The sequence below is a fragment of the Microbacterium sp. LMI13-1-1.1 genome, assembly GCF_040815625.1.
Taxonomy (GTDB): Bacteria; Actinomycetota; Actinomycetes; order Actinomycetales; family Microbacteriaceae; genus Microbacterium; species Microbacterium forte.
On sequence record NZ_JBFPNL010000001.1, the window covers coordinates 19,589 to 43,323 of the forward strand.

Annotated in this window: 20 protein-coding genes; 6 read left to right on the forward strand and 14 right to left on the reverse strand. The window is 68.2% G+C overall.

What is annotated here, in order from left to right; all coding sequences use genetic code 11:
- Window positions 1-24 precede the first annotated feature (24 nt).
- Window positions 25-1,071, forward strand: coding sequence for a winged helix DNA-binding domain-containing protein (locus MRBLMI13_RS00105; protein ID WP_367821286.1), 1,047 nt, complete (start codon window positions 25-27; stop codon window positions 1,069-1,071).
- Window positions 1,072-1,092: 21 nt separating this feature from the next.
- Here the strand turns inward: MRBLMI13_RS00105 and MRBLMI13_RS00110 are convergent, their stop codons facing one another.
- Window positions 1,093-2,535: an XRE family transcriptional regulator gene (locus tag MRBLMI13_RS00110; protein WP_079112465.1), complete on the reverse strand. Its 1,443-nt coding sequence runs from the start codon at window positions 2,533-2,535 to the stop codon at window positions 1,093-1,095.
- Between the two features lie 109 nt (window positions 2,536-2,644).
- On the opposite strand from MRBLMI13_RS00110, the gene MRBLMI13_RS00115 reads away from it, so the two are divergent.
- A complete protein-coding gene (locus MRBLMI13_RS00115) occupies window positions 2,645-4,507 on the forward strand; it encodes a phosphoenolpyruvate carboxykinase (GTP) (protein WP_367821283.1) in 1,863 nt (620 codons plus the stop codon).
- A 151-nt stretch (window positions 4,508-4,658) separates the two neighbouring features.
- Here the strand turns inward: MRBLMI13_RS00115 and MRBLMI13_RS00120 are convergent, their stop codons facing one another.
- Both MRBLMI13_RS00120 and MRBLMI13_RS00125 read right to left on the reverse strand, forming a co-directional pair.
- A complete protein-coding gene (locus MRBLMI13_RS00120; protein WP_367821281.1) occupies window positions 4,659-6,542 on the reverse strand; it encodes an ABC transporter ATP-binding protein in 1,884 nt (627 codons plus the stop codon).
- A gap of 78 nt (window positions 6,543-6,620) precedes the next feature.
- The gene (locus tag MRBLMI13_RS00125) at window positions 6,621-6,827 is read right to left on the reverse strand and encodes a transcriptional regulator (protein ID WP_079112468.1); all 207 of its coding nucleotides are present in this window, start codon (window positions 6,825-6,827) and stop codon (window positions 6,621-6,623) included.
- Window positions 6,828-6,920: 93 nt separating this feature from the next.
- Between MRBLMI13_RS00125 and MRBLMI13_RS00130 the strand changes: the two genes are divergently transcribed.
- The gene (locus MRBLMI13_RS00130; protein ID WP_367821279.1) at window positions 6,921-7,952 is read left to right on the forward strand and encodes a S66 family peptidase; all 1,032 of its coding nucleotides are present in this window, start codon (window positions 6,921-6,923) and stop codon (window positions 7,950-7,952) included.
- Between the two features lie 67 nt (window positions 7,953-8,019).
- Here MRBLMI13_RS00130 and MRBLMI13_RS00135 read toward each other — a convergent pair whose 3' ends face one another.
- Window positions 8,020-9,480 (reverse strand): MFS transporter, encoded by a 1,461-nt coding sequence (locus tag MRBLMI13_RS00135; protein ID WP_056376002.1) that lies wholly within the window; start codon window positions 9,478-9,480, stop codon window positions 8,020-8,022.
- Window positions 9,481-9,627: 147 nt separating this feature from the next.
- Here MRBLMI13_RS00135 and MRBLMI13_RS00140 point away from each other — a divergent pair, with 147 nt between their 5' ends.
- Both MRBLMI13_RS00140 and MRBLMI13_RS00145 read left to right on the forward strand, forming a co-directional pair.
- Window positions 9,628-10,125 carry a metallophosphoesterase family protein gene (locus MRBLMI13_RS00140; RefSeq protein WP_367821277.1) on the forward strand — a complete coding sequence of 166 codons (498 nt, stop codon included), beginning with the start codon at window positions 9,628-9,630 and terminating at the stop codon, window positions 10,123-10,125.
- The gene (locus MRBLMI13_RS00145) at window positions 10,122-10,646 is read left to right on the forward strand and encodes a GAF domain-containing protein (protein WP_367821275.1); all 525 of its coding nucleotides are present in this window, start codon (window positions 10,122-10,124) and stop codon (window positions 10,644-10,646) included. Before MRBLMI13_RS00140 ends, MRBLMI13_RS00145 begins: the two co-directional genes overlap by 4 nt.
- Window positions 10,647-10,651: 5 nt before the next feature.
- Here the strand turns inward: MRBLMI13_RS00145 and MRBLMI13_RS00150 are convergent, their stop codons facing one another.
- The 5 genes from MRBLMI13_RS00150 to MRBLMI13_RS00170 form a co-directional block, all read right to left on the reverse strand.
- Window positions 10,652-11,017 carry an HNH endonuclease gene (locus MRBLMI13_RS00150; RefSeq protein WP_079113930.1) on the reverse strand — a complete coding sequence of 122 codons (366 nt, stop codon included), beginning with the start codon at window positions 11,015-11,017 and terminating at the stop codon, window positions 10,652-10,654.
- Between the two features lie 36 nt (window positions 11,018-11,053).
- On the reverse strand, window positions 11,054-12,796 hold the full coding sequence (locus MRBLMI13_RS00155) for a glycoside hydrolase family 35 protein (RefSeq protein ID WP_367821273.1): 1,743 nt from the start codon (window positions 12,794-12,796) through the stop codon (window positions 11,054-11,056).
- Window positions 12,797-12,860: 64 nt separating this feature from the next.
- Window positions 12,861-14,219, reverse strand: coding sequence for an ABC transporter substrate-binding protein (locus tag MRBLMI13_RS00160; RefSeq protein WP_367821271.1), 1,359 nt, complete (start codon window positions 14,217-14,219; stop codon window positions 12,861-12,863).
- A 68-nt stretch (window positions 14,220-14,287) separates the two neighbouring features.
- On the reverse strand, window positions 14,288-15,133 hold the full coding sequence (locus tag MRBLMI13_RS00165) for a carbohydrate ABC transporter permease (RefSeq protein ID WP_056376478.1): 846 nt from the start codon (window positions 15,131-15,133) through the stop codon (window positions 14,288-14,290).
- 46 nt (window positions 15,134-15,179) lie between these two features.
- Window positions 15,180-16,097, reverse strand: coding sequence for a sugar ABC transporter permease (locus tag MRBLMI13_RS00170; RefSeq protein ID WP_309686878.1), 918 nt, complete (start codon window positions 16,095-16,097; stop codon window positions 15,180-15,182).
- A 160-nt stretch (window positions 16,098-16,257) separates the two neighbouring features.
- On the opposite strand from MRBLMI13_RS00170, the gene MRBLMI13_RS00175 reads away from it, so the two are divergent.
- Complete coding sequence (locus MRBLMI13_RS00175) at window positions 16,258-17,241, forward strand: LacI family DNA-binding transcriptional regulator (RefSeq protein WP_414685945.1); 984 nt, start codon at window positions 16,258-16,260, stop codon at window positions 17,239-17,241.
- A 25-nt stretch (window positions 17,242-17,266) separates the two neighbouring features.
- Here the strand turns inward: MRBLMI13_RS00175 and MRBLMI13_RS00180 are convergent, their stop codons facing one another.
- The 5 genes from MRBLMI13_RS00180 to MRBLMI13_RS00200 form a co-directional block, all read right to left on the reverse strand.
- Window positions 17,267-18,889 (reverse strand): MFS transporter, encoded by a 1,623-nt coding sequence (locus tag MRBLMI13_RS00180; protein WP_367821266.1) that lies wholly within the window; start codon window positions 18,887-18,889, stop codon window positions 17,267-17,269.
- Window positions 18,886-19,650, reverse strand: a complete 765-nt coding sequence (locus tag MRBLMI13_RS00185) for an ion channel (protein WP_367821264.1) — start codon at window positions 19,648-19,650, stop codon at window positions 18,886-18,888. The genes MRBLMI13_RS00180 and MRBLMI13_RS00185 overlap by 4 nt, the downstream gene beginning before the upstream one ends.
- A 9-nt stretch (window positions 19,651-19,659) precedes the next feature.
- On the reverse strand, window positions 19,660-20,907 hold the full coding sequence (locus tag MRBLMI13_RS00190; protein ID WP_414685940.1) for a DUF2252 domain-containing protein: 1,248 nt from the start codon (window positions 20,905-20,907) through the stop codon (window positions 19,660-19,662).
- A gap of 173 nt (window positions 20,908-21,080) precedes the next feature.
- Window positions 21,081-22,538, reverse strand: a complete 1,458-nt coding sequence (locus tag MRBLMI13_RS00195; RefSeq protein ID WP_367821260.1) for a hypothetical protein — start codon at window positions 22,536-22,538, stop codon at window positions 21,081-21,083.
- A 15-nt stretch (window positions 22,539-22,553) separates the two neighbouring features.
- Window positions 22,554-23,678, reverse strand: a complete 1,125-nt coding sequence (locus tag MRBLMI13_RS00200) for an AI-2E family transporter (protein WP_367821258.1) — start codon at window positions 23,676-23,678, stop codon at window positions 22,554-22,556.
- Window positions 23,679-23,735: the final 57 nt, after the last annotated feature.

Consider the following 23,735-nt stretch of genomic DNA (forward strand, 5'->3'; position numbering starts at 1 on the left):
GGCGGCACCGGGCATGATGAGGGCATGAAGTCCGCATCCCTTCTGTCCGAGCGTCTGCGCTCGCATCGACTCACGGCTCCCGCGGCCTCGGTGACCGACGCCGCGGCGCACATGCTCGCGGTGCAGAGCCAGGACTTCACCGCCGGACGCTGGGCGCTCGCTGCGCGCACACGCAGAGAGCCCTCGCTGCACCTGGTCGATCGCGCCTTCGACAGGGGAGACCTGGTGCGGGCGTGGACGATGCGCGGAACCCTGCACATCATCCCGGCCCGCGATCTGCGCTGGGTGCTGTCGGTGACCGGCGACCGACAGCGCCAGCAGGCGGCAGGCAGGCGACGCGATCTCGGGATCGACCGGACGATGGTCGACGCCGCCGTGGCTGCAGTGGTGCCGCGGCTGAGCGACGGCGGCCTCACGCGCGCCGAGATGTTCGAGGTCTTCTCCGGTATCGGCATCGACCCGAGCGGGCAGCGCGGCATCCACCTGCTGAGCGAACTGACCCTCGACGGCCTGATCTGCCAGGGACCGGTCGTCACTCGAGAGCGGGTGAGCCGCGAGCAGCGCTTCGTGCTCGTCGAACAGCACATCCGCGAGCACGCGGCGCCGGACGACCCACTCGCCGAGCTCTTCGTGCGTTACGTCGACGGGCACGGGCCGGTCGGGGTCGCCGACTTCGCGTGGTGGTCGGGGCTCACGCTCGGCCGGTCGCGAGAAGCGCGCGACAGAGCCGCGGGCAGGGTGGTCGAGATCGAGGAGGGCCTGTTCGTGTCGGGCGCTCGCCCCCGTCGCTCGCCCTTCGTCGCCGACGTGCTCGCGCTCGGAGCCTTCGACGAGTACTACATCTCGTATGCCGACCGCACGGCGGTCTGCGCGCCCGAGCATCTCGCGCTGGTCGGACCGGGCAAGAACGGCATGGTGCGGGCGACGATCATCGCTGACGGTCGGGTGATCGGATGCTGGACGCACGCGAGTGCCTCGCTCGGCTCGGCCCCCGAACTCTTCGTGGCGGACGCCGACGACGAAGCGGTGCGCAGCGCTCTCGCGCGATTCACCCGATTCCTCGACGGCTGATCCGGCCTGCCGCGGCTCAGCTCACTCGCTCGCGTGGCGCCCGAGGAAGTTGTAGACCTCGTTGTCGTCGACGCCGGGGAACGCCCCACGGGGCAGCGGCGAGAACATGTGCGTGTGCACGCGGGCGCTGGGCCAGGCCTTGCCGTTCCACCGGTCGGTGAGGTCGGCGGAGGGGCGGCGGCAGCATGCCTCGTCAGGGCAGGTGGAGACCGCGCGGTCGGCGGTCTCGCGCCCGCGCCACCAGCGGGCGTCATCGAAGGGCACGCCCACCGTGATCGAGAACTCGCCGTCGGTCGATGCGCCGGTCTGCGTCGAGCACCAGAACGTGCCGGAGGGCGTGTCGGTGTACTGATGGTGCTCGTTCGTGCGGTTCTGCTGCGTGAACGCCGCCCGTGCCTGGAACTTGCGACACACCCGCTGCCCCTCGACGGCGCCGGTGACATCCATCGGCAGGGGCAGATCGTCGTTCTCGTAGACGCGTGTGATCGCGCCGGTGGCATCGACGCGGAGGAAGTGCAGCGACATCCCCAGGTGCTGCGTGAGCAGATTGGTCATCCGCATCCCGGCGGCTTCATGGGTCACGCCGAACGCATCGCGGAAGTCCTCGACTGCGAGGTTGCGGTCCTTCTTCGCCTGCTGCAGGAAGGCGACCGAGGCCGTCTCGGGCATCAGGCACGAGGCGGCGAAGTAGTTGATCTCGAGCCGCTGCTGCAGGAAGTCGGCGTAGTCGGTCGGCGGCGTGTGGCCGAGCAGGCGGTGCGCCATGGCCTGCAGCGCCATGGAGCGCAGGCCGTGGCCCCCCGGGATCGACGCCGGAGGCAGGTAGATCCGCCCGTTCTCGAGGTCGGTGACCGAGCGCGTCGAGTGCGGCAGGTCGTTGACGTAGATCAGCTCGAAGCCGAGCTTCTCGGCCATGATGCTCACCGTGCGGTGGGTGAGGGCCCCCTGCACGTGACCGGCCGACCGCAGCTGCTTCTCAGCGAGCCTCTCGATGTCCGCGAGGTAGTTGTTCTGCGCGCGCATCCGCAGGCGCAGTTCGGTGTTCGCGCGCCTGGCCTCTTCGGGAGTCGCGATCGCCTCGCGCTCTCGGCGCTGCAGCTCGCGGTGCAGGCCGAGCAGCGACTCGATCGTCTCGTCGCTCATCCCCTTCGTGACGCGCACCGGGGCGATGCCGAGCTGCCGGAACACCGGACTCTCCTGCGCGCGCTCGAGCTCGATCTCGAGAGCGGCGCGTCGGTTCGGCGGCTCGCCGGAGATGAGATCGGTGACCTCGGTGCCCGTGGCCAGCGCGATGGCCTGCAGCAGAGAGAGCTTCGGCTCTCGCTTGCCGTTCTCGATCAGGCTCAGCTGCGATCCCGCGACGCCGACGAGCGCGCCCAGCTCATCGAGCGTGAACCCCTTGTCGAGGCGGTGGTGCCTGATTCGGTGGCCAAGGGTCGCGAGGTGGATGCCGGAAGGAGCCATTCCTTGATCCTATCGAAAGAACTGCAATTCTTATCGCACAAGATGACGAAAAGTCGGGTGTGAACCAGAGGAAGATGGAGGAAACGCCCCTCACTTCAAAGGAGTAGTCATGGCGATCGCCGAAGTCTTCACCCCCCGAGCATCATCTGTCGCACCTGTGCGCACCTTCGGGACGGCTCCGACGTATGACACCCCTGCGATGGCTGAGCTCGCCGCCTGGGTCGATGAGATCGCCGCTCTCACGCAGCCGGCATCCATCCACTGGGTCGACGGCTCGCGAGCCGAGAACGACTGGCTGCTGCGGGGGCTCGTCGACGAGGGCAAGCTGATCAAGCTCAACCCCGAGTGGCGTCCCGGTTCGTACCTCGCCCGCTCGCACCCCAGCGATGTCGCCCGCACCGAGGGCCGCACCTACATCTCGTCGGAGAACGAGGAGGATGCCGGTCCGACCAACAACTGGGCGCCTCCTGCGCAGATGCGCGAGAAGATGACCGAGATCTTCGAGGGCTCGATGCGAGGCCGCACGATGTTCGTCGTGCCGTTCTCGATGGGCCCCGTCGGCGGGCCGCTCTCGCACATCGGCGTCCAGGTCACCGACAGCGCCTACGCAGTGGCATCCATCGGCATCATGACTCGGGTCGGTGACGCGGTGACCCGTCAGATCGCCGAGGGCGCGCCCTGGGTCAAGACCGTGCACTCGGTCGGCGCACCGCTCGCCGAGGGAGAGCCCGATGTCGAGTGGCCCTGCAACGACGACAAGTACATCGTGCACTTCCCCGAGACGCTCGAGGTCTACTCGTTCGGCTCCGGCTACGGCGGCAATGCGATCCTCGCCAAGAAGTGCTTCGCATTGCGCATCGCCTCGGTCATCGCCCGTGACGAGGGCTGGCTGGCCGAGCACATGCTGCTCATCCGCGTGATCGATCCGGCGGGCAAGGCCTACCACGTGGCTGCGGCGTTCCCGTCGGCGTGCGGCAAGACGAATCTCGCCATGCTGCGCCCTACCATCCCCGGATGGCGCGTCGAGACGCTCGGAGACGACATCGCGTGGATCCGGCCCGGCGAAGACGGTCGTCTCTGGGCGATCAACCCCGAGGCAGGGTTCTTCGGCGTCGCACCCGGCACGGGCGAGTCGACCAACGTCACGGCCGTCGAGACGCTCTGGGGCAACACGATCTTCACGAACGTCGCACTGCGCCCCGACGGAGACGTGTGGTGGGAGGGCCTGACGGATCAGGCCCCCGCGCACCTCGTCGACTGGGAGGGCAACGACTGGACGCCGGACTCCGACCGCCCCGCCGCGCACCCGAACTCGCGCTTCACGGTCTCGGCCGCCCAGTGCCCGCAGATCTCGGAGGACTGGGAAGAGGCGGTGCCGCTCGATGTCATCCTCTTCGGAGGACGCCGCGCGACCAACGTTCCGCTCGTGGTCGAGGCGACCGACTGGACTCATGGCGTGTTCCTCGGATCCAACATCTCGTCCGAGCGCACGGCCGCGGCCGAGGGAACGGTCGGCGAACTGCGTCGCGATCCGTTCGCGATGCTTCCGTTCTGCGGCTACAACATGGCCGACTACTTCGGCCACTGGCTGAAGGTCGGACGGGGTCTGCGGTTCGACCGCGCACCCCGCATCTTCCAGGTCAACTGGTTCCGTCGCGGCTCGGACGGTCGCTTCCTGTGGCCCGGGTTCGGCGACAACTCGCGTGTCGTCGACTGGATCATCCGTCGAGTCTCCGGCGAGGTGTCGACCGTCGACAGCCCGATCGGTCGCCTGCCGCTGATCGAGGACCTCAATCTCGACGGCATCGACGTGCCGGAGGCCGACCTCGAGGAGCTCTTCTCGATCGACACCGAAGCCTGGAAGACCGAGGCCGACCTCACCGAGGAGTTCTACGACACCTTCGGAGACAAGGTGCCTGCCGCGCTGCGCGCCGAGCTCGCCTCGCTGCGCTACCGCCTCGACAAGGCCTGACAGACCGGGCGCCGGTTCGGGGGAGCCGGCGCTCTATACCCCAGATCCCCCTACCCCCAGACCGCGAAGGCGGGATGGCTGAGGCGAACCCATGGCTGAGTGGTCTCTGACATCCCGCCTTCGCGCATGTGTGTGCGCGAGGTGACCCTGGTCAGGCGAGGAGCTGGTGCCGCGCCAGATCGCGGTAGAGCGGCGTCGACTCGATCAGCTCGGCGTGAGTGCCCTGACCGACCACGGCGCCGTCCTGCAGCACCACGATGAGGTCGCTGTCGATGACGGTCGACAGCCGGTGAGCGATGACGATGAGCGTGCGATCGGTCGACACCGCGTCGATGGCTTCGCGCATGCGCTGCTCGTTCACGCCGTCGAGAGACGACGTCGACTCGTCGAGCAGCAGGATCGGCGCATCGGTGAGCAGGGCGCGGGCGATCGCCAGACGCTGACGTTCTCCGCCCGAGAGCATCACGCCGTCTTCTCCGACGGCGGCCTCGAGTCCCAGCGGGTCGCGCTCGAGCACGTCGCCCAGGTTCACGGCGCGAAGCACCTGCTCGCAGTCCTCATCCGACGCGTTCGGCGAGGCGAGACGCAGGTTGTCGCCGAGGGTCCCGGCGAGCGTGGGGGCATCCTGCTCGACATAGCCGAACTGCGCGCGCAGCTCGTCGCGCGGATAGGTGCGCGAGTCGTGGCCGTAGAGGCGGATCGACCCGCCCGTCGGGTCGTAGAAGCGCTCGACGAGGGAGAGGATGGTGCTCTTGCCTGCACCGCTGGGGCCGACGAGCGCGACGCGAGCACCGCGAGGCACTGCGAACGAGACTCCGCGGAGGACCTCACGCTCTGCCGTGACAGCCGAGTCGTCCGTCGGCTCGAGGTGCGCATCGGCGAGAAGCGTCTGCGCCTCCTTCGCGGCCGCCAGGCGTGCGGCGACCACGTTCTCGGGGTAGCGGAAGCGCACGTCGCGGAACTCGATCGCGGGGGCGAGGGGGTCGGCGGTGTCGCGCGGGAAGGACGCGGCGATCTCCGCATCGTGCTGGGTCTCGATCGGCAGGTTCAGCACTTCCTGGATGCGACCGAGAGCACCGAGCGCCTGGTTCACCGAGGTGATCGCGCCGAACGTGGTCGCGAGCGGCATCACGAGCATGAACAGGAACAGGATGAACGTGATCAGCGACGCGATGGTGATGGTGCCGGCCGCGACCCTGAAGCCGCCGACGCCGAGCACGACGAGCAGTGAGACCTGCAGTGCGACTCCCGCGATCGGAACCACGAGCGAGGAGATCTTGGCGATGCGCACGCCGATGCCGTAGGCCTCGGAGGCGAGGGCCGACACCGTCTCGGTCTCGCGTTCCGTCGCCCCGGAGGCGCGCACGGTGCGGATCGAGCCGACCGCGCGCTCGACGCCCGAGGCGAGCTCGCCGACCTTCTCCTGCTGGGCGGTGGATGCCGTGCGGATGCGGCCGCTGAGCGCGGTGACGACGACGACCGAGGCTCCGATCACGACGACGATGAGCAGCAGCAGCACGGGGTCGATCACGAGCATCGCGATGAGAGCGCCGAGGAACAGGATCGCGCTGCCGACGGCATCCGCCAGTCCCTGCGTGAGCACGGCGTAGAGCAGCGTCGTGTCGGTGCCGACGCGCGACACCAGGTCGCCGGTGCGTCGGGCGTCGAACTCGCTGATCGGCAGGTGCAGGATGCGCGAGATCAGCTTGCGCCTGCTGGAGTACACGACCGCGGTGCCGGTGCGCTGCAGCAGGTAGTGCTGGTAGCCGGAGATGATCGAGGACACGATCACGAGACCGACGAGGGCCCAGACCAGGATGCCGAGTCCCTGATCGGACTGCACGGCTTCGATGAGCTGACCCACCAGCAGTGGTTGGGCGAGCGACGTGGCGGCTCCGAAGACGCTGAGCACCGCGACGACGATGAGCGTGCGCTTGTGCTCGAAGAGGAAGGGGAGGAGCTGGCGGAAGGTGGCGCGCGGACCGTCGTGCTGCGCGCCGCGTCCGCGTCGGCGTGATGTCGCCGTGCTGGACATGCGGAACCTCGTTCTGAAAGGGGGTAGTTCGACCGTACTTCGTGCGAGGACGGATTCTGTGGATGGGCTGTATGCGTTTCAGTGCTTGCCGAATCGGCGGTGCGCCGCCTGCTTCGAGACACCGAGTGAGCTCGCGATCGCCTGCCACGAGTACCCGAGATTGCGCGCGCGTCTCACCTGGGTCTCTTCGGCGCGGGCCAGTTCACTGCGCAGGGCGGCGAGGCGGTGGAGCTCGGACAGTGGCTCGCCGCCGTCATCCTGGGCGATCGCGGTCTTCATGGTCATCGTGAACCTCCTGCGTCAATATTGGTTGACGCTTCGAGAGATGTCAACATAAATTGACGGATCTCGCGGCGTGTGCGATGCGAGACTGGACCGATGCTGTCTGCATCGAAACCCGTCCCCGGCGACCGAGTCGCCGTCCTGTCGCCCGCCTTCGCCGCTCCTGCGGTCGCCCCTGAGATCCACGAGCAGGCTCTCCGACGACTCGAGCAGCTGACCGGACTGATCCCGGTGGAGTATCCGACCACCAGGCAGCTCGACGCGAGCCCTGAAGCCCGGGCCGCCGACGTCAACGCGGCCTTCGCCGACCCCGGCATCCGCGCGATCCTCGCGACGATCGGGGGCGATGACCAGATCCTGGTGCTGCCGCACCTCGACGCCGCACTCGCTCAGGCCGATCCCAAGCCGTTCCTGGGCTACAGCGACAACACCAACATCCTCAACTGGCTGTGGGGGCTCGGCATCCGCGGCTACTACGGAGGGTCCACGGCGGTGCACCTGGGGCCTGGGCCGGCGGTCGACGACGTGCATCTGCGCTCACTGCGCGCTGCGCTGCTCGACGGCGGCACGATCGAGATCACCGAGCCAGGCGAGTCGGAGGACGTGGGAAGGCGCTGGACAGACCCCCTATCGCTCACCGAGTACGGCGACCGGATCGCGACCGATGAGTGGGCCTGGGCCGGGCCGGCATCGCGCGTCGAGGGACGCACGTGGGGCGGGTGCCTCGAGAGCATCGACGAGCTCGCGCTCGCAGACCGGCTGCCCACGACATACGACCTGCGCGGCGGCATCCTGCTGCTCGAGACCAGCGAGGAGCGTCCGCCGGCGAGCTGGGTGGCACGCTGGATGCGCGGGTTGGGAGAGCGCGGGATCCTCGATGCCGTCGCGGGCGTGGTCGTCGCGCGTCCGCCGGTGAGCGACTTCGAGTTCCTGCCGTCGCCGGCAGAGGCCGATGCGCTGCGCGCGGCGCAGCGAGACGCCGTCATCGAGACGGTCTCGCGGTACAACCCCGACGCGGTCGTCTGCGTGGGCGTGCCGTTCGGTCACACGCGGCCCCAGTGGATCGTTCCCTACGGGGGGACGATGGCGCTCGACGGGTCGACGCGGACGATCACCGCCTCCTACTGAGCCCGACGACCACCCCGAAAGGGCGGCACCCCCGAGGAGGTGCCGCCCTTTCGCGTGAGGTGACGTGTCAGAGTTCGACGGCTGCCGCGACTCCGAGGTCCTCTTCGTAGTCGTTGTCCTTCGTCTCCTTCGACAGGAGCAGCGCGATGAACGTCAGCACTCCCATCGCCGACAGGTAGAGACCGACGAGCCACGGGGCGCCGTCGCCGAGTTCCCAGAGCCACAGCGCGATGAGCGGGGCCACGGCGGCGCCGAGGATCGACGAGACGTTGTACGAGATCGCGGAGCCCGTGTAGCGGACGTTCGTCGGGAACAGCTCGGGAAGCAGCGCGCCCATCGGACCGAACGTCGCGCCCATGAGCATGAACCCGAACACGAGGAACGCCTGCGCGAGTGCGCCCGTGAACTTCGGGTCCATCGCAGGCAGCAGGAAGGCGTTGAACGTGAAGCCGAACACGATGATGAGCCCGGTGACCCACAGGAGCAGCTTGCGTCGGCCGATCGAATCGGCGATCGGCCCGGAGAGCAAGGTGAAGATGCCGAAGAACACCACGCCGACGATCTGCATCAGCACGAAGTCGGTGTAGGCGAACCCGAGACCCGGATAGAACTGCGCGGCGAAGGCCGACGCGTCGAAGTCCTTGCCCGTCGCCTCGGCAGCGGCCTGCGCGGCGGCGGACGCCGTCTCGAGCGTGGCCGGCTTGGTGCCGTACGCCAGGGTGAAGTTGGTCATCAGGTAGAACAGCACATAGGTCGCCAGCATGATGAACGTGCCGAGGATCAGCTGCTTCCAGTGGTGGCGGAACACGGTCGCGAGGGGCAGCTTGCGGATCGCACCCTTCTTCTCGGCCTTCTTGAAGGTGTCGGACTCGACGAGCTTGAGTCGGACCCACAGGCCGATGATGACCATGACGGCAGAGAAGAGGAACGGGATGCGCCAGCCCCACGACAGGAAGGCTTCGGACTTGAGCGCGGGGTTCTCGGAGTGCGGCAGCAGCCAGTTGATGCCCAGGAAGAGGAAGTTCGCGATGATGAAGCCGAGCGGCGCTCCCAGCTGTGGGAACGTGCCGTACCAGGCGCGCTTGCCCCGGGGTGCGTTCTCGGTGGCGACCAGCGCGGCCCCCGACCACTCGCCGCCGAGCGCGAAACCCTGAGCGAGACGCAGGATGAGCAGCAGGAGAGCTGCCCACCAGCCGATCTGCTGGAACGTGGGCAGAAGCCCGATGATGAACGTCGCGATGCCCATCGTGAGCAGAGAGGCGACGAGCGTGGCCTTGCGGCCGAACTTGTCGCCGAAGTGACCGAAGACCACCGCGCCGATCGGGCGGGCGACCATCGCCGCACCGAACACCGCGAACGACGACAGCAGCGAAGTGGTGTCGTTGCCCGTGGGGAAGAAGAGCACCGGGAACACGAGCACGGCCGCTGTCGCATAGGCGTAGAAGTCGTAGAACTCGATCGTGGTGCCGACGAGGCTCGCCGTGATGACGCGCGAGCGCGGATTCGCGGGCGCTGTGGTCGTACTCATGCTGCTCCTTAGATCCATGGCCCGGTATACCAAGGCACCGAGAGATCCTACGCCTTCCTGAACGTTTGCTGGGTGCGTGTGACGTCCGCGGGGCGCGCGTGCGTAGAGTCGGAGACGGATGCTGATGCCCGGGGCGAGGGGAAGACCGTGACGACGAGACTGCTGCTGATCGCCGACACCCACGTTCCGAAGCGGGCCAAGCGGCTCCCCGACGCCGTGCTGCGGGCGGTCGACGACGCCGACATCGTGATCCACGCGGGGGACTGGGTCGACCTCGCGACGCTGGATCTGCTCGAATCCCGCTCGCGGGTCCTGCATGGCGTCTACAGCAACAACGACGGCCCCGAGCTGCGCGAGCGCCTGCCCGAGATCGCTCGCTTCACCGTCGAACAGGTCGACGTCGCGGTGGTGCATGAGACCGGCCAGCGGCAGAAGCGCGAGGAGCGGATGGATGTCGCGTTCCCCGGCGTGGATCTGCTCGTGTTCGGGCACTCGCACATCCCGTGGGACACGGTCGCCCCCTCCGGGATGCGCCTGGTGAATCCCGGGTCGCCGACCGACCGGCGCCGTCAGCCGGTCTGCACCATGATGCGGGTCACGATCGACGAGCGGCGGATCGATGCCACGCTGGTGCCGCTCGCATGAACGCCTCACCTGGCGGAAGCGACGACGCAGAGGTGCCCTCGGCGTACCGCGCTCCGATGCGCTCGCGCGACGACGACGTGAGCGACGGCCCGGCTGTCGAGCGGGCACTGGAGCTCGGCGTGTGCGGAATGGGCGGCAGACTCGACGACGCACCGCACTCGATCGCCGATGCGCTCGCCGCGGTGGACGCGGTCTACGGAGAACGGATGGCACGCCGACTCGAGCGGTTCGCATCGGTCGCCGAGGGCGTGTTCGTCTGGACGCGCGACGCCGATGGCCTCCTCTGGCTGGGACGGATCACAGGACCGTGGCGCTACGACGCCTCAGCCGACGCGTGGGATGTCGACCTCGTGCACGTGCGCGCGTGCGACTGGCTCGATCGTCCGATCGAGGCGGCCGCGGTGCCTCCCGGAGTGCACGAGGCCTTCGCGCGCGGCGGTCGCAACTGGCAGAGCATCACCCAAGCCGACGCCGCTCGTCTCACGGCAGCCGTCTGGAAGTCCCGACGCAGCCGGCAGTGAGCCGTTCAGTCGGCCTGGCGCAGATCGCGGACGATCGCGTCGTATCGGGTGAGGAACGCCCGTTCGTCGAGTCGCTTGCGTCGCATCCACGACGTGACCTCGTCGTTGCGCTTGCTCGCGTTGCACGACCCGCATGCAGGAACGACGTTCTCGACGGTGTACCGCCCGCCTCGCGAGATCGGCATCACGCAATCGCGTTGCAGTGCGATGTCGCCCGCTCCGCAATACGCGCATCCTCCCCAGGCCTCTCGCAGCGAAGCCCACTGCTCGACGGTGAGGTCGTTGTCCGCCCGCGCCACGCGGCCCTGGCGCCGCTTGGCGTAGCGCGCGCGAGCGGCAGGTGAGGGAGTGGAGAACCTTCTACGCGGCACAGACACACGGTACCGGGTCGAGTCGCCCCCGGAGGGCTATTCCTCGGTGTCGCCGAGGTCGAGCGACGGGACGAAATCGGCGGTCGCGTCGAGCAGGTGCTCGAGTTCGAGGACGACGAGTCGGTTCGCTCCTGTCTTCGTGGCGGGCGCGGGCACGAAAAGGGTGCGCTGCGGGCCGTTTCGCCAGTATCGACCGAGGAAGAAGCCGTTGACGAACGCGTAGCCCTTGCTCCAGGCGGCGGTGTCGAGGAACAGGTCTGCGGGGGAGTCGAGGTCGAAGTCCGCCACCCATGCCGACGGACCGGTCGTCGCCGCGGCAGACGCCTCTGCGGCGCGGGATCCGATCTCCGCAGCCAGGGCCGCGACGTCGAGCGGTGTCGAGTGCCAGCCGGTCAGCGCGACACCGTCGAGTGCAGGAGCGCCGATGAGGCCCTTCTGCTCGCCGAGCCGGTGGTCGTAGTTCACCCTGCCGCCCTCTTCGACGAGGATGCTGAGCGTACGCCCCGCGGGGATCCGCAGAGAACGGTCATGACGGGTGCGCGAGAGCGTTCCGACGGGGTGACCGTCGACGCTCACCCAGGCGAGGTCGCGAACCTCCTCGAGAACGAGCTGACCTCCCTGCCCCTCGGGCAGGGAGACGTCGTAGCGGACCAGGGCGCTCAGGTGCTCCAGCTCGTCGAACGTGAGGGGCTCTGATGATGCGGGGGCGCTCGCCGCCGCATCCGTCCATGCGCCCGCCGCGCTCAGCGGCACCGAGAAGACCGGCGCGGGGTCGGCCGCGGCCGGAAGCTCATCCGGCACCGGGGCGTACTTCGCGATGACGTCGCGGAACGCGAAGAATTTCGCGGTCGGGTTCCCGGCCTCGTCCAGAGGCGCGTCGTAGTCGTACGACGTGACGATCGGCAGGTAGCGACCCTTGTGGTTGGCGCCGTTCGTGAGGCCGAAGTTCGTGCCGCCGTGGAACATGTAGATGTTGACCGACGCGCCGGCAGCGAGCAGCTCGTCGAGGTCGGCGGCCGCCGCCGTGACCTCGGTGGTGTGGTGCACGCCGCCCCACCAGTCGAACCATCCGTCCCAGAACTCCGAGCACATCAGCGGACCCGTGGGCTGGTGGCTGCGCAGGGTCGCGAGGCGCTCCGCGCTGCGCGAGCCGAAGGAACCGGTCTTGTGCAGCTCGGGAAGGCTGCCGTCGTCGAGCATCTGGTCGGTGGGCTGGTCGACGGTGGTGAGGGGCACCGTGATGCCCGACTCGCGGGTCAGCGCGACGAGCGCCTGGAGGTAGGCCTTGTCGGAGCCGTACGCGCCGTATTCGTTCTCGATCTGCACGAGCACGACCGAGCCACCGCGGTCGATCTGCCGCGGAGCGACGATCTCGTAGACACGTCGCAGGTACTCGCTCACGTCGGCGAGGTACGCGGGTTCGGAGGAGCGCAGCTCGCGCTCGCCGGCGGTGAGCCAGTTCGGCAGACCGCCGTTGTGCCACTCGGCGCAGATGTAGGGGCCGGGGCGGACGATCGCGTCCATGCCCTCTGCCTGGATCAGGTCGAGGAAGCGCCCCAGGTCGTTCCACCCCGTGGCATCCCACTCGCCCCGGCGGGGTTCGTGGGCGTTCCAGGCCACGTACGTCTCGATCGTGTTGAGCCCCATCAGGCGGGCCTTGCGGATGCGGTCCTGCCACTGGTCGGGGTGCACCCGGAAGTAGTGGATGGCGCCGGCGATCACCTGGTGGGGGAGCCCCGCGCGGAGGAAGTCGGTCTCGCCGATGGAGAAGGAGGTCACGATGTGGTGCTTTCGATGGGAGGGCCGGACGGGGAGGGAGTCCCCGTCCGGCCCGGACGTGCGATTACTTGTTGACGGCGAAGCCCTGCGAGTTGCCGTACTCGACCAGCGCGTCCTGCCAGGTCACCAGCCCCTCGTTCAGGTCGGTGCCGTTCTGGTACGACTGGCCCACGGTGTCACCGAAGATGCTGTTGCCGTAGACCTGGTAGGGCAGGTAGCTCCAGCCTTCGACGACGTCGTCGGCCGCGGCCGCGAGGACCTCGTTGATCTTCTGGCCGCCGAAGTACTCGGGAGCGTCGGCGAGGAACTCCTCGCTCGAGAGCTCCGCGGTGGTCGACGGGAAGCCGCCCGACTCGAGGAAGGTCGAGATGCTGTCCTCCGAGTTGTTCAGCCACCACAGGAATCCGGCTGCGAGCTCCGGGTTCTTGCTCTGCGTCGTCACGGCCTGGCCGCCGCCGCCGTTCTCCGCCGTCGCAGGGGTGCCGTCGTAGGTCGGCATCGGCGCGACGCGCCAGTCTCCGGCTCCGTCGGGAGCGCCGGTGATCAGGTTGCCGGGCATCCAGGCGCCGATCACGAGGGTGGCGAGGCTGCCGTCGCCGAGGGCGCGGAACCACTCGTCGCTCCAGCTGCCGTAGGGGGCGAGCAGATCCTCCTCGACGAGGCGGTTCCAGTTCTCGGTCCACTTCTTCGAGCCGTCGTCCTGCAGGTCGATCGTGACATCCGTGCCGGAGGTCTCGAACGGCTTGCCGCCGGCCTGCCAGATCATCGAGGTCGCGAAGCCGGCGTCGCCGGTGTCGTTCGTGATGTAGGCGTTCGGGTTCGCGGCGTGGATCGCCTTCGCGGCCTCGTAGTACTCGTCCCAGGTGGTGGGCACCGTGACGCCCGCGGCGTCGAACACGGCCTTGTTGTAGAACAGCGCCATGGGGCCGGAGTCCTGCGGCAGCCCGTAGATGGCGTCGCCGTCGGTGACGGAGTTCCACGTCGACGCGGTGTAGTCGTCCTCGAAGTCGGCGAAGCCGTACTGCGAGAGGTCGACGAACGCATCGGTGAGGGCGAACTGGGGGAAGGCGTAGTACTCGATCTGCACGACGTCGGGGGCGCCGGAGCCCGCCTTGATCGCATTCTGCAGCTTGGTGTACTCCTCGTTGTTGGTGCCCGCGTTGACCACGTTCACCGTGACGTTGGGGTACTCCTTCTCGAAGGCCTCGACCTGGGCTTCGGCCGAAGGGGTCCACGACCAGTACGTGATCTCGCCGCCCTTCTCGAGCGCGGCCTCCACGGAGTCGAACGAGCCGTCGCCGGCAGCGCTGCCGCCTGAGCCGGTGTCGCCGGTGCTGCAGCCGGCCAGCGCGAGCGCTGCCACGGTTCCGGCCGCGAGCACCGTGAGGGTGCGCCGTGCGGCGGGTGAGGGAAGGTGCTTCATTGCTGTGTCCTTTCGGGGGTGCGGTCCAGCATCGGACCGACGTGTGCGGTGCGGAGGGATGCCGGGGGCTACTGCTTGACGCTTCCGGCGGTGAGACCTGACTGCCAGAACCTCTGCAGCAGCAGGAAGGCGATGACGATCGGGATGATGGTGAGGAGCGAACCCATGATCACGAGGTTGTAGATCGGCTGCGACCCTGCGCCGATCGCCTGGTTGCTCCACTGGTTGAGGCCGACCGTGAGCGGGTACCAGTCGGGGTCGGACAGCATGATCAGCGGCAGGAAGTAGTTGTTCCAGGTCGCGACCACGGTGAAGAGGGTGACCGTCACGATTCCGGGTGCGAGCAGTCGCATCGAGATCGTGAAGAACGTGCGGAACTCGCCGGCACCGTCGATGCGCGCCGCCTCGAGCAGCTCGGTCGGCACCGAATCCGAGGCGAAGACCCAGATCAGGTACAGGCCGAACGGGCTGATCAGCGAGGGGATGATCACGGCCCACGGCGTGTTCGTGAGGCCGAGCTCGCTGAAGAGCAGGAAGGTCGGCACGGCCAGTGCGGTGCCGGGCACGGCGACCGCACCGAGCACGACGGCGAACACGGCGCGGCGGCCGGGGAAGCGGTACTTCGCGAGTCCGTAGCCGGCCATGGTCGCCAGCAGGGTCGCACCACCGGCTCCGACGACCACGTACAGCAGCGTGTTGCCGAGCCAGCGCAGGAAGATGCCGTCCTGGTACGAGAACGTGGCCACGAGGTTGTCGAAGAACGCGAAGTCGTCGGAGAACCACAGACCGAACGAGCTGAAGAGTCCCGACTGCGTCTTCGTCGAGCTGAACAGCAGCCAGACGAGCGGCACGAGCGTATACAGCGCGTAAGCGACCATCACGATGAGCAGCGTCTTGGACTTGCGCGGATTCATCAGATCGTGGCGCTTCTGCGAGGGGCGGGCGAGGGGGAGTGCCATGTCAGCGCACCTCCGACTTCGAGCCGCGCAGTTGCACGACGTAGGCGATCACTGCGGTGATGACGCCCATGATGATGGCGATCGTCGCGGCGTAGTTGAACTGCTGTCCGGCGAACGAGAGGTTGTACGCGTACATGTTGGGTGTGAAGTACGTCGTGATCACGTTCGGTGCCAGAGGTCGCAGGATGTTGGGCTCGTTGAAGAGCTGGAAGCTGCCGATGATCGAGAAGATCGTGGCGATCACGAGAGCACCGCGGACGTTGGGGATCTTGATCGAGAAGATCGTGCGCCAGGCGCCGGCTCCGTCGAGCGACGCCGCCTCGTACATGTCGGTCGGGATCGTCTTCAGCGAGGAGTAGAAGATCAGCATGTTGTAGCCGACGAACTGCCACGTCACGATGTTTCCGATCGAGACCAGGATCCACTCCCGCGCGAACGGGGTGATGAGGTCGCTGCCGAGCAGATCGTTGAAGTTCGATGTCAGACCGAACTGGTCGCCGTAGATGTAACCCCACATGAGCACCGCCACGACGGCGGGCACCGCATAGGGCAGGAAGATCAGGATGCGGAAGAAGGATGCTCCGCGCAGGCGCGCGCTGTCGAGTGCCAGGGCCGCGGCGAGGGCCAGGACCAGCATGATCGGCACCTGCACGACGAGGAACAGCACGACGCGGCCGAACGCCTCCCAGAACTGCGGGTCGGTGAGGGCGCGCACGTAGTTGTCGAACCCGACGAACGCGGTGCCCCCGATCAGCTTCTCCTGGAAGAAGCTGAGGTACAGCGCGTAGGCGAGCGGTGTGAGGAACACCAGGGCGAACACGACCATGAACGGGCCGACGAAGGCCCATCCCTTCCAGTCGCGCTTTTCACGCCGGCGGATGCCGTGGTCCGCTAGGGCTGCGGAATCTTGAGTCGTCATTGACGAGAACCTTCTTAGAGATCGGGCGCTCACCGCGCCGTGTGTCAACGTCAACATATTCGATGCGCTGCTAGTGTGTCAACGTCAACACATGAATGGATGAGTGCTCGTGACCTCGGAACAGTCGGCAGAGCCGCCGCAACGGCGGCGAGACCCCTCCATGGAGGACGTGGCCCGAGAGGCCGGAGTCTCCGGGCAGACCGTCTCGAGGGTCGTGAACGCGCGCGGCTACGTCGGCGCCGCCACCAGGGAGCGCGTCGAGGACGCCATGCAACGGCTCGGCTATCGGCCCAACAGCGCAGCCCGCGCCCTGCGCTCCGGCCGATTCCGCGCGATCGGCGTGATCATGTTCTCCTTCAGCTCATACGGCAATCAGCGCACGCTCGACGCGATCGCGGTGCGCGCGTCGCAGATGGGATACGCGTTGACTCTGATCCCCGTGGAGTCCAGCGCTCGCGACACCGTGGCAGGCGCCTTCCGCCGCCTCGAGGAGCATGCGGTCGACGGCATCATCATCGTGATCGAGGCGCACCAGCTCGATGAGGCCGAGGTCGAGATCCCCGACGGGCTTCCCGTCGTGCTGGTCGACTCCAACCGTGGAGCGAGTCATCCCTTCGTCGACACCGACCAGGCGCAGGGCGCGCGGCTCGCGACCGAGCATCTGCTCGACCTCGGACACCGGACCGTCTGGCATATCGCGGGTCCGGCGAAGTCGTACTCCGCCGAACGTCGTCGCGAATCCTGGCGGCGCACCCTCGAATCCCGCGGGGTCGTCGCGCCCGAGCCGCTGCAGGGCGACTGGTCCGCCGAGTCGGGCTACCGCGCGGGGCTCCGGCTGCGTGACGACGACGCCGTCACCGCGGTCTTCGCCGCGAATGACCAGATGGCGATCGGCGTCGTGCGGGCCTTCCGTGAAGCCGGCCGTGATATTCCGGGGGACGTCAGCGTGGTCGGCTTCGATGGCCTGCCGGATGCCGCGCAGCTGTGGCCGCCCTTGACCACCGTGCAGCAGCATCCTGAGAAGGTCGGCGCGCTCGCGGTCGACGCGCTGCTCGCCGAGCTCGACGGGGGAGAGCGCATCCAGACCCCGCTCGTCGGCACGGAGCTCGTCGTCCGCGAGAGCACGGCCCCGCCTCACGCCTGACCGCAGGCAGCGGGTGCGCCGGCGGTCAGGACTTCTCGGCCGCGTCGGCGCTGTCTCTTCGCCGGATCGACACCTCTGCCGGGATGCCGCGCGAGAACAGGATCGACAGCAGGCTGATCAGGATCAGCCCCACGAACGACACGCGGAGTGATGAGAGCTGCGACTCTCGGTAGATGTCGGCGAGTTCGCTCGAGTCGTCGTCGCTGAGGCCGGCCGCCTCGCCGATCCCGGCCACGTCGGCTGCGGGCACCACCGTGACGCCGCGGTCCGTCGCAGCGCTCACGGTCTCGCGCACGTCACTCGGAAGATCGCTCACAGCGACTCCCGACGCGAACGAGGTCGACAGCGCGCCGATCAGCAGCGACCCGATCAGGGCCGTTCCGAGCGATGAGCCGAGATTCTGGAAGACGCCCTGCAGTCCGCCGGCCTCGCTCGTGTCCTTCTCGCTCACGCTCGACATGTTGACGTTGCCGAGCTGCGAGGCAAGGAGCCCCAGGGCGCTGCCGGCGAGGAACATGCCGGCCGCGAACAGACCGCCGCGGAGGTCCTCGGTCACCGAACCGAGCAGCAGCACGGCGCTGAGCACGAGGGTCGACTGCCCGACTCTCACGATGCGGCGAGGGGACCACCTGCGGGACAGCGCGGTGCCGACGATCGAGAAGAGGATCAGCGAGACCGAGAGCGGGAAGATCTTGAGGCCCGTCTCGAGCGCGTCGTATCCGAGCGTCATCTGCAGGTACACCGGGACCATGAAGAACAGCCCGGCCGTCACGGCGTACTGGGCGCCGAGCACCGAGAGCCCGCTGCGCAGAGTCGTGATGGAGAACAGATCCGGCTGCATGAGCGGAGAGCGGCCGTCGCGTATCAGCCGTCGCTGCCAACTGATGAAGAGCGCGATCAGAGCGGCTCCGAGCGCGATGCACCAGGTCGTCAGAGAGACTCCGAGGGGCGCGATGGGGACGCCCGCGATCTCCGGCGTGTACAGAGGGACCACCCATCCCCAGGTCTTGCTCTGCAGCATGCCGAAGACGATCAGGACGAGGCCGGCCGAAGACAGCAGGACGCTGCCGATATCGATGCGGATGCTCTGCCGTGGGGTCGAGTCGGTGATGATACGAGCGCTCAGGACGACGCCCAGCATGATCACCACCTCGGCGACGAAGACGAACCGCCAGCTGGAGTACGTGGTCACCGCCCCGCCGATGAGCGGACCGGCCGCGACCGCCGCACCCGACACGGCGCCGATGACGGCGAAAGCGGTGACGCGCTCAGCACCTCGGTAGTTGTCGGCGACGAGTGCGGCGATCGCGGGGATCACCAGCACCGCGCCCAGCCCCTCGATGATCGACCAGCCGAGGAAGAGGAACCCCACGGACGGACTCAGCGCGGTGATGAGGGAGCCTGCGGCATAGACGCACGAGCCGATCACGAAGGCGCGGCGTCGTCCCCACACATCGCCGAGCTTGGCGCCGAGGAGCATGAACGCCGCCATGGTCAGGGTGTAGAACGTGATCGCCGCCTGCATCGCCGTCACGGACGTGTCGAGATCACTCACGACCGTCGAGATCGACACGTTCATGACCGTTCCGTCGAGCACCATGACGAACTGCGCGGCGCCGAGGACGATGACGACGTTCCACTTCTTCACGAGGTCTCCTCGGGTGCGGGTGCGGGTGCGGGAGCGGGGGCAGGTGCGGGTGCGGGACCTGTCTCGTACGCGGGACGGCGGTTGCCGCGCATGATCCGCGCCACCGCCGTGATCAGGAACAGCTGCCCTGTGATCGCCTCGGCGACGGCGATCCCCTGCACGGCGGGGTTCACCGGGACGATGTTGCCGTAGCCGGTGGTGGTGAGGGTGGTGAACGAGAAGAACAGCTGGCTCGAGAGCGAGTCGACGACCTCCGCACCGAAGGTCGGTGCGATGGTCAGAAGTGCGACGAGGTTGTAGACCAGGGCGAAGAACATGCCCACCAGGACGTATGCCGAGATCGCGGCGAGCAGTGCCTCGGTGTCCAGGCCCCGGCGCCGCACCTGGTGTCGGATGATCGCGACCGGCGCGATGAGGAAGGCGAGCATCGATGCGGCGGACAGCGAGATGTCGAGTGCCTGCCCCCGCAGATCGAGAACCGCGACGACGATCGCAGCGATGCCCGCGACCGAGAGCACGATCCAGGCGACGCGCTGCACCCGGGCGTGGGCCTCGGTCACGCGAAGCACGACGGCGACGGTGACCAGCTGCACCACGAACGCCCATGGGCTCGGGTCGGTCATCCCCTGAGCGGCGCACAGCACGTAGGTGAGCGCGAGAAGCGCGAGCACGAGCCAGTACCCGGACGGCCATCCGGACACTGATCGCGCGACGTGCGCCCCGAGAGTCGCGGGCTCACGCATCGTGTCTCGGGGTCCCATGGAGGCGCCTCACGCGGGTCCGGGTTCGCTCGGGAGCCGCCCCGACGCCAGCGCCGCCTGCAGGGCACGGAAGTCGCTGTCGTTCTGCTCGGCGTAGGCCACGGCGAAGTCCGCGATCGCCTCCTCGAACGTGTCGCTCCGCCCCAGATACCCCGCGATCTGCACCCGGTCTCCGGATCGGGAGTGGGCTCGCGCCAGCGTCTCGCCGCAGATCCGCGCATACAGGGTCGCACCCCGCACGGTCATCGTCTCCGGGTCGATGCCCCCTTTCCCGTCCTGCAGCTGCCGGATGTAGAAGTCACGGTGCTGCCCGTCGAGGCCGACCACGGATTGCCATCCGAGGAAGATGTCGCTGGATGCCTGCATCAGCCGCTGCCCCCGCACGACGCGCTCTGCGTGGTCGTCGAACTCGCTCGGACCGAGGAAGCGCTCGAGGACGGACGCCTGAGCCTCCTTGGCCTGAAGGAGCAGCGGGTCGTCGTCGTCGCGTCCGCTGAAGAGGATCACCCAGGCTCGCGTCCCGACGCTTCCGACCCCGACCACCCTTCGCGCCATATGACGGTACCGGTACTCGGCGAACGGATGCCGTTCGCCGACGAGCGTCGTCCGATACGCGCCGAGCACCTGATGCATGACATCCGCTTCGTCTGCGGCACGCCCCGCTTCGCGGATGAGATCCTCGACGGGGACGATCAACGGCGGCGCCGCGACGATGCGCAGGCGGCCGTCGACGATGCGCACCAGCTTCTTGAAGGCCTTCCGATGATCGCGTTTTCGCGCCTTCTCGATCGTCGCGTCCAGCCGACGCACCTCCTCGTCTCCCACCAGCTGGTCGAGCTGCGCCTGGCGGATCGACGCTCTCGCACGCTCTGCGTCGAGTCGGTCGTACCAGGCATCGAGCACCCTCGACGTCGCTGCCCTCCTCATCGCCGTCCGGTAGCCGTGCGCCGCGGCCACGATGCAGGCGCGCTCCTCCTCGGCGCTGAATCCGCGTTGCCTGCCGGCCACCGCGAAGCTCGCGGCGAGCCGTTTCACATCCCATTCGAACGGGCCGGGGAGCGTCTCGTCGAAGTCGTTGATATCGAAGATCAGGTGCCGCTCCGGGGTGCTGAACAGGCCGAAGTTCGACAGGTGCGCGTCTCCGCAGAGCTGCGCGATGATCCCGGTGTGCTCGGATGAGGCGAGATCCGATGCCATGAGCAGCGCCGCGCCGCGGTAGAAGGCGAGCGGCGACACCGCCATCCGTGCGTACCGCACGGGCGTGAGCTCCTGAACCCGTGACCGTCCCTGCTCCTCCAGCAGCGCGACGGGGTCCGGCCGGTCCGGGGCCGGTGACCACGCACCGAGATGCGCCCGAGGCACCCGCGATCGAGCGGCGCGTCCTTTCTCGCGTCGCTCTGCGAACGGCTTCGCGACCTCAGCCGGCCGGGTCATGAGCTGGCCGGACCAAGGGGGTCGGCGGGGGCGAGGGCCGCCTTCTCACCCGCGACGTCGTGGAGCGCGTCGTCCTCGGACGGCACGACATCGGCATCGGCATCGGCATCGGCATCGGCATCAGCGGACGGCGGACGTTCGACCACCTCCAGTATCAGGACGGCGAGGAGCGACAGCGCCAGTGTCCACAGCACGAGCGCGGGGCTGAGCGGCCGCACGAGCAACACGACCGCCGCACCCGCCACGATGATCACGCCCCTCAAAAGAGAGCGTCGCGAGTACAGCCACGCGCCGACGCGCCCGGTGCTCAGGCCGCGCCGCTCCAGGGTGCCGCGTAGCGAGGCGGCGCCACCGTGGACGACGGCTCGAAGTCGTCGAGGAACGTCGGAGGGGCCGGCGAACCACGCGACCACGGCCGTGACGAGCGCGAGCACGAGCACGGCCACGGCGGTGTCGCGCATGGCGCCGCCGACCAGTTCGTAGATCGCGCCGCCGGCATCCGCGGGGATGCCGTTGCTGCGCAGGGCTGCGTCGAAGAACACCCTGCCGACGGCGAGGCCTGCGAGCACGATCAGCATCACGAGACCGAGGGAGAGTGCCGCGGTCACCAGCGCGACCGAGCGTCGTCGCGCGACGACCACCCCGGCGGCGAGGAAGAGGATCGCCACCCAGGGCAGCCACAGCCCGGCCGCCACCACCAGCTCGTAGGCGAGCTGGACGGAGGCGAGGGAGTCGACGTGTGCGACGGTGATGGTGCGATCGACCGTCGGGATCGATGCCGCGAACCCGACGCCCTGGTCGACGAGCACGTCCTTCGCGGCGTCGATGATCGGCGCCAGCTGGATCCCGATCGTGCCGTCGGACCCGAGTGCGATGGCCGCATCGGGATCGTTCTGCAGCGCGGACACCACCTGCGAGTGGCTGATGCGAAGCGCGGATGCCCAGACGTTCGCGAACGCCTCGGACTCGACGAAGCGCTCGACCACGGTGCCCACGAGCGATTGGAGTCCCTGTGCGGCTGGGCCCTTGAGCAGCTCCAGCGCACGAGTCGCCGCGGGGCCGGTGCCGAGCTCGATGACGCCGTCGATCACGTCCGTGGTGAGGGTCGGTATGTCCACCTGCCCCTCGATCGCCTCGACCACCTGATCGGTGACCGCGGACTGCACCGCAGGATCGCTCGCGAGCACGGAGTAGCTCGCGACGAACCGGTCGGTGTCGGTGAGCTGCACGTTGCCCCAGGCGGCCACCAGGGCGACGGGTGCGATGAGCGCACCCAGCACGATGAGGACGGTCGCCGAAAGGGTGCGTCCCCACCCGCGGGATCGGCGGCGCGACTCGACCGGACCGGGCGTCGGGGCGGGGGAGACCGCCGGGATGCCGCCGCGGAGCGCGCTGTTCTCGGCTTCGAGGGCAGCGAGGCGCCGCTGCAGCTCCTGGACCGTGGACCATGCCATGGGGGTTCTCCTTCCTCAGACTTTCGCGTTCTGACGCGGGATGTGGACCTGCGTGATGACCAGCAGGATCGCTGCGGTGATCGGGATCGACACCAGAGCGCCGAGCAGACCGAGCAGGGCCCCGCCGACGAGCGCCCCGATGATGACGAGCGATCCCGGCACCGCTATCGCCCTGTTCATGATCCGCGGAGTCAGCAGATATGCCTCGAACTGCATGTAGATCAGATACAGCACCGAGAAGATCAGCGCGAGCAGGGGATCCGTGAGCAGCGCGACGACCGAGGCGAAGATCCAGTACGTGACCGGACCGATGAGGGGTATCAGGGTGATCAGGAAGGCGGCCAGCCCCATGAAAGCCGGGGCCGGGAGTCCCAGGATCAGATGCAGGAGGGTCGCGAACACCGCATTGCAGGCGGCGAGCACGACCATCCCGATGAGGTATCCGCCCACCGAGTCGGTGATCTGCTCCGTGAGCGATCGGAGTCTCGCGCGATCACGTGCGGGTGCGAGCGAGTAGAACGCGGACTTGATCGACGACAGCGAGGCGAGGAAGTACAGCGTGAGGACGACGACGATGATCACGCCGGAGACGGCGTTGCCCACACCGAACCCCACGGCGAGCACCCCGCCTCCGACGGCGAGGAGGTTGCCAGGATCCGCGAAGAACGCCGCGATCTGATCGAGTGCGGTTCCGAGGACGTCTCCGACCTGCGCCTCGAAGGCTGTGTACGCCTCGGAGGTGCGGAAGTCCGCGATGGCCGCGGGGATGGAGCGGGCGAACTCGCCCAGCTGCACCAGGGCGGGCGGGAGGATGAGCCCGATCACGACGGCGAGGAAGACGAGGAACCCGCCCGAGACGATGAGCAGTCCGCGCGTTCGCGACACCCGATGCGCTTCCAGCCAGCGGATCACCGGGTCGAGGCCGAGCGCGACGAAGATGGCGATGGCGATGTAGATGAGGATCGTGGCGCCCGAACTCGCGGCGACGCCGAGGACGAACGCGCCGAGACCGCCCAGGACCAGCGCGAAGCCGAACAGCAGAGGGCGGGTCACGGTGATCTGGATGCTGCGCGGTCGCGCCCCACGAGTCGCGCGCCGAAGCTGAGGGGGTGACTCCTCGGGCACGCTCGCATCGCTCACGGTGCCACTCTCGGGCGCAGGGCGCACGGCCGCGTCACCCTTTCAGGGCGATATACC

Bases quoted from the DNA above. Each gene is read 5' to 3' on its own strand.
- MRBLMI13_RS00105 (WP_367821286.1), top strand. From the start codon at position 25: ATGAAGTCCGCATCCCTTCTGTCCGAGCGTCTGCGCTCGCATCGACTC.
- MRBLMI13_RS00110 (WP_079112465.1), bottom strand. From the start codon at position 2,535: ATGGCTCCTTCCGGCATCCACCTCGCGACCCTTGGCCACCGAATCAGG.
- MRBLMI13_RS00115 (WP_367821283.1), top strand. From the start codon at position 2,645: ATGGCGATCGCCGAAGTCTTCACCCCCCGAGCATCATCTGTCGCACCT.
- MRBLMI13_RS00120 (WP_367821281.1), bottom strand. From the start codon at position 6,542: ATGTCCAGCACGGCGACATCACGCCGACGCGGACGCGGCGCGCAGCAC.
- MRBLMI13_RS00125 (WP_079112468.1), bottom strand. From the start codon at position 6,827: ATGACCATGAAGACCGCGATCGCCCAGGATGACGGCGGCGAGCCACTG.
- MRBLMI13_RS00130 (WP_367821279.1), top strand. From the start codon at position 6,921: ATGCTGTCTGCATCGAAACCCGTCCCCGGCGACCGAGTCGCCGTCCTG.
- MRBLMI13_RS00135 (WP_056376002.1), bottom strand. From the start codon at position 9,480: ATGAGTACGACCACAGCGCCCGCGAATCCGCGCTCGCGCGTCATCACG.
- MRBLMI13_RS00145 (WP_367821275.1), top strand. From the start codon at position 10,122: ATGAACGCCTCACCTGGCGGAAGCGACGACGCAGAGGTGCCCTCGGCG.
- MRBLMI13_RS00160 (WP_367821271.1), bottom strand. From the start codon at position 14,219: ATGAAGCACCTTCCCTCACCCGCCGCACGGCGCACCCTCACGGTGCTC.
- MRBLMI13_RS00165 (WP_056376478.1), bottom strand. From the start codon at position 15,133: ATGAATCCGCGCAAGTCCAAGACGCTGCTCATCGTGATGGTCGCTTAC.
- MRBLMI13_RS00170 (WP_309686878.1), bottom strand. From the start codon at position 16,097: ATGACGACTCAAGATTCCGCAGCCCTAGCGGACCACGGCATCCGCCGG.
- MRBLMI13_RS00175 (WP_414685945.1), top strand. From the start codon at position 16,258: ATGGAGGACGTGGCCCGAGAGGCCGGAGTCTCCGGGCAGACCGTCTCG.
- MRBLMI13_RS00185 (WP_367821264.1), bottom strand. From the start codon at position 19,650: ATGGGACCCCGAGACACGATGCGTGAGCCCGCGACTCTCGGGGCGCAC.
- MRBLMI13_RS00195 (WP_367821260.1), bottom strand. From the start codon at position 22,538: ATGGCATGGTCCACGGTCCAGGAGCTGCAGCGGCGCCTCGCTGCCCTC.